Source organism: Rhizobacter sp. (assembly GCF_031412075.1).
Lineage (GTDB): Bacteria > Pseudomonadota > Gammaproteobacteria > Burkholderiales > Burkholderiaceae_C > Rhizobacter.
Map to the genome: position 1 here is coordinate 1 of NZ_JANOCG010000146.1, position 4,486 is coordinate 4,486.

Annotated in this window: 3 protein-coding genes; 1 reads left to right on the top strand and 2 read right to left on the bottom strand. The window is 65.4% G+C overall.

Going from position 1 to position 4,486, the window contains the following annotated elements:
• Nucleotides 1-1,188, bottom strand: a 1,188-nt coding sequence (locus tag RMO40_RS05320; RefSeq protein ID WP_309717338.1) for an RNB domain-containing ribonuclease, incomplete at its 3' end; no start/stop codon positions are given.
• Nucleotides 1,189-1,300: 112 nt separating this feature from the next.
• Nucleotides 1,301-1,891 carry a YqiA/YcfP family alpha/beta fold hydrolase gene (locus RMO40_RS05325; RefSeq protein WP_309717341.1) on the bottom strand — a complete coding sequence of 197 codons (591 nt, stop codon included), beginning with the start codon at nucleotides 1,889-1,891 and terminating at the stop codon, nucleotides 1,301-1,303.
• A 134-nt stretch (nucleotides 1,892-2,025) separates the two neighbouring features.
• Between RMO40_RS05325 and RMO40_RS05330 the strand changes: the two genes are divergently transcribed.
• On the top strand, nucleotides 2,026-4,486 hold a 2,461-nt coding region (locus tag RMO40_RS05330; RefSeq protein WP_309717345.1), incomplete at its 3' end, for a zinc-dependent metalloprotease.

Below are 4,486 nucleotides of genomic sequence, written 5' to 3' on the forward strand. Positions count from 1 at the left end.
GACCTTCAGGTGGCGAGCCAGGCGGAAGGTGAAGGCGAGTTCGCTCGCAAAGGCATACGTGGCCGGTGCCTCACCGGTGAGCGTGGCCTCGGTGATCACGCTGTCTAATTGGTCGTGGCGCAAGTTGGCGGCGATGGGCACTCGCTCAATCTTGGTTTCGCTGCCTTTCACGGCCAGCGTGGCTTCGTCGAAGCTGACGTAGAGCGACACCGCCGGGCACTCGCGCCCTGCGAGCAAGGTGTAGGTCTGCACCACCTCGTCGGGCAGCATGGTCAGCTTGTAGCCCGGCATGTAGACGGTCGACAGCCGATCACGTGCCACCTTGTCGACAGGGCCCTCGGGCGCAATCGCCAGGCCCGGCGCGGCGATGTGGATGCCGAACACCACCGTGCCGCTGCCCAGGCCTTGCACCGACAGGGCGTCGTCGATCTCGGTGGTTTGCGAGTCGTCGATCGAGAAGGCTTGAACCGGGGCGAGCGGCAGCGTGTCCTTGATGGCCGGCGCCGACAGCGCGGGGAAGGCGGTGCCCTTGGGGAAGTTTTCGAACAGGAAACGCCGCCAATGGAACTGGTAGGGCGAGTCGATCGCGCCAGCAGCCTTCAGCAGATCGAGTGGTGCCTTTTGCGCGAGCTTGGAGGCCTCGACCACCGCCTTGTATTCAGCCGCGTTCTTGTCGGGCTTGAACAGCAGCTTGTAGAGCTGCTCGCGCACCGGCGGCGGGCAGCTGCCGGCCGCGAGTTCTTTCGCCCAGGTGTCGATCTGCGCGGCGAGCAGCTTCTTGCGTTCGATGCCCAGCAGCGCCGCCTTGACGATCTCTTCAGGCGCCTTCTTGAAAATGCCCTTGCCCAGGCGGCGAAAGTAGTGCGGCGCCTCGAACAAGCGAAACAGTGCTGCCGCCTGCTGCGCCGGCCCGGCACTCGCGCTGAAGTAGTCGCGCGCCAGGTCGGCAAAACCGAAGTCGCTTTCGGGGGCAAATTCCCAGGCCAGGTCGAGGTCGATGTCTTGCGCCAGGCGCTGACCCTCGGCCAGCAACTCGGCGGGAGCGGGTTTGTCGAACTTGAGCAGCACGTTGGCTGCCTTCACCTTCACACGTTTGCCCGAGTCGAGCTCGATCTGCATCGAGCCTTCACCTTCGGACATCACACGGCCGGCCAGGAATTTGCCGGTGTCATCAAACAATGCGTACATAGGTCAGTACCGCCCGGCCGCCCGAAGGAACTGACGCGCCCCCTCGGGGGGCAGTGAACGAAGTGAGCGTGGGGGTTTCATGTCAGAGATTGTCGCTTGGAAGGGAGGGGGCTCAGGGTGAAGACGCGAGCCCGAGGAAGTGCAACAAGTGTGGCAAATGCGTGTCGAAGTCCGTCAGCGCATGGTCGCTGCCTTCGACGATGCGCAGGTGGCCACCCCGGTAACGGGCGCTCATCTCGCGCCAATCGAGCACTTCGTCGCCCGTTGCGATGACGGCGAAGTAGCGCGAGGGGTCGGCCAGCTCAGACGGCGTCATCTTGCGCAGCTGATCCACGTACTCGGGCAAGAAGAAAAACCGCTCCTCGCTGTGCCAGGCGGTGGTTTCGCCGATGTACTTGGCGAGGTCGCGCGCTGGGTCGACGGCCGGGTTGATCAAGCCAGCCTTGCAACCCAGGCGTTCGGCCAGCACGGTGGCGTAAAAGCCGCCGAGCGAGCTGCCGACGACGGCCATGCGTTCCACCGGCCAATCGGCCACACCCTTCAACAGCCCCTCGATCGCCTCGCGCGGAGAAGGCGGCAACTGCGGGCACCACCAGGTCAGGCGCGGTGCGTGCTTCTTAACCCACGTGGCCATGCGCTTGGCCTTGGCAGATTGGGGCGACGAGCGAAAGCCATGCAGGTACAGAAGGTGCGTGGGGGTCATGGAACTGATGGGGAGCCGGCCGACTCGAAGCGGGGTGTGAAGTTTGCCCGACTCCCCATTCACCCTAGGGCATGGCGGCAACTGATCGACCCTAAACTGGGTCCATCACACCCACAGCCCCACAAGGACTTTTCGTGAAACACCCGAATGCACTGCGCCCGACCGGGCTTGGCATGGCCGCCGTTCTGATGCTGCAAGCTTGCGCGACCCTCGCGCCTGATTCTTCCAAGGCCCCCACCACCTCGGTGGCGGCGGCCAACACGGCCAGCGTGCCGGCCCCGGGGGCGGGCACCGTGCCAGCCCGGCCTGCGGCGGCAGCCGCCTCGGGCCCGGCGGGCGCCGCCTCGGGCCCGGCGCGGCCCGACCCCAGCGCGCCGAAGCCGTTCGATGAAGTGGTCAAGGGCGCGACACAACAGGCCGGCTTCGTGCCCGTCTGGCGCAAGGACGACAAGATCTGGCTGGAGATCCCGACCGAGCGGCTGGACCAGCCCTTCTTGCTGTCGGTGAACATTGCCAGCTCGCTCGGCGAGCGTGGTTTGTATGGCAGCCAGATGGGCCCGTCGTGGCTGGCGAGTTTTCGCAAGATTGGCACCAACCAGATGCAGCTGATCGCTCTCAACTCCAGCTTCGTGAGCGGCACGACGGCGATGAAGGACTCGGTGGACCAAGGCTTCTCGCACAGCCTGTTGGGCTCGGCAGGCATTGCCAGCGCCCCCCACCCGCAGCGCAAGTCGGTGCTGATCGACGCGGGTTTCCTGCTGACCGACATGCCGGGTTATTCCACCCGCATCGAGCAGGCGTTTCGCATGCCGTATGCGCTGGACCGAGGCAACTCCTTCTTCGAGAAGATCCGCGTCACCGACGACATCACCACGGTGAATGCACGGGTGCACTTCGCCACCGCGCGCCTGTCGGCGCCGCCGCTGATCCCAAGCCCGGTGCCGCTGCCACCGCCGCCATCGACCACGCCCGATGCGCGCAGCATGTTCGTCGGCTTCGTCTACAACTTCACCAAGCTGCCGGAGCAGCCCATGCCGGCGCGCAAGACCGACCCGCGCCTGGGCCACTTCTTCGATGTGGTCACCGACCTGGGCACCGACCTCAAGGCCAACCCGCGCACCCACTACGTGAAGCGCTGGCGTCTTGAGAAGAAAGATCCCACTGCCGCGATGTCAGAACCGAAGCAGCCAATCGTGTTCTGGCTCGACAAGAACATTCCGCCGCAGTACCGCAAGTCGGTCGAGGCGGGTGTGCTGGAGTGGAACAAGGCCTTCGAGAAGATCGGCTTCAAGAACGCGCTGGAGGCCCGCCAGCAGCCCGACACCGCCGATTGGGACAACATGGACGCGCGCCATGCGTCCATCCGCTGGTTTGTCGGTGCCGACGTCGGCTTTGCCATCGGCCCGAGCCACTCCGACCCGCGCACCGGCGAGATCATCGACGCCGACATTGGCATGAGCGATGTGTTCGGCCGTGGCTCGCGGCGCTTCATCGTCGAAGACGTGGGCAAGACGGCGGCACCCACCCACCAGCACGACGATTATTGCAACTCCGCCCGTGAAGCGGCCGCCGAGATGGACTTTGCGCTCGAGCTGCTCGAAGCGCGCGGCGACCTCGCACCCGACAGCCCCGAGGCCGAGGCCTTTGTGCAGTCGGTCATCAAGGACACCATTGCCCACGAGGTGGGCCACACGCTGGGCCTGAAGCACAACTTCAAGGGCTCGACCGTGGTCTCGCGTGCGAAGCTGCAAGACAAGGAATTCACCGAGAAGAACGGCATCTCCGGTTCGGTGATGGACTACAACGCCTACAACCTCCCGTTGCGCGGCGAGAAGCAGGGCGCCATCAACAACACCGCGCTCGGGCCTTATGACTATTGGGCGATCGAATACGCCTACAAGCAGATCGCGCCCGCCGATGAAGCGGCCGAGCTTTCGCGCATCGCGGGCCGCAGCACCGACCCGCTGCTGGCGTATGCCGACGACGCCGACGCTGGTGGCGTGGGCGCGGGCAATGACGGACTTGACCCGCTGGTAAACCGATTTGACCTGGGTGACGACCCCTTGGCCTATTACGTCAAGCGACTGCAGCTCACGCGCGAGCTGTGGCAGCGGGTGCAAGAGCGTGGCCCCCAACCGGGCGACGAAGCCACGCGCCAGCGCCGTGTGCTGTTGAGCGGCTTCCGCCAGCTCGGGCGTGCCACCGAGTTGGTGGGCAAGTACGTGGGTGGCATGTACACCGTGCGCGACCTTCCGGGCACCACGCGCCGCGCGGCCTATGTGCCGGTCGAGCCGGCCAAGCAACGCGAGGCGCTGCAGTTCCTGGCCACCGGGGTGTTCAACGCCGACAGCTTCCGCTTCAAGCCGGAGTTCATCGCCAGTCTCTCGCCCGACTACAACGAGTGGGATCGCGGCGGGCCGGTGAACATCCCGGCTGCCGTGCTGCAGATGCAGACCGTGGCCATGGACCGGCTGCTGGGTGCGGGCACCGCGTCGCGCCTGCTCGACCTGCCGCTGTATGTGAATGGCAAGAGCGGCATCATTTCTTTGCCTGAGGTCTACACCACGCTGCAAGACGCGGTGTGGAGCGAGCTCA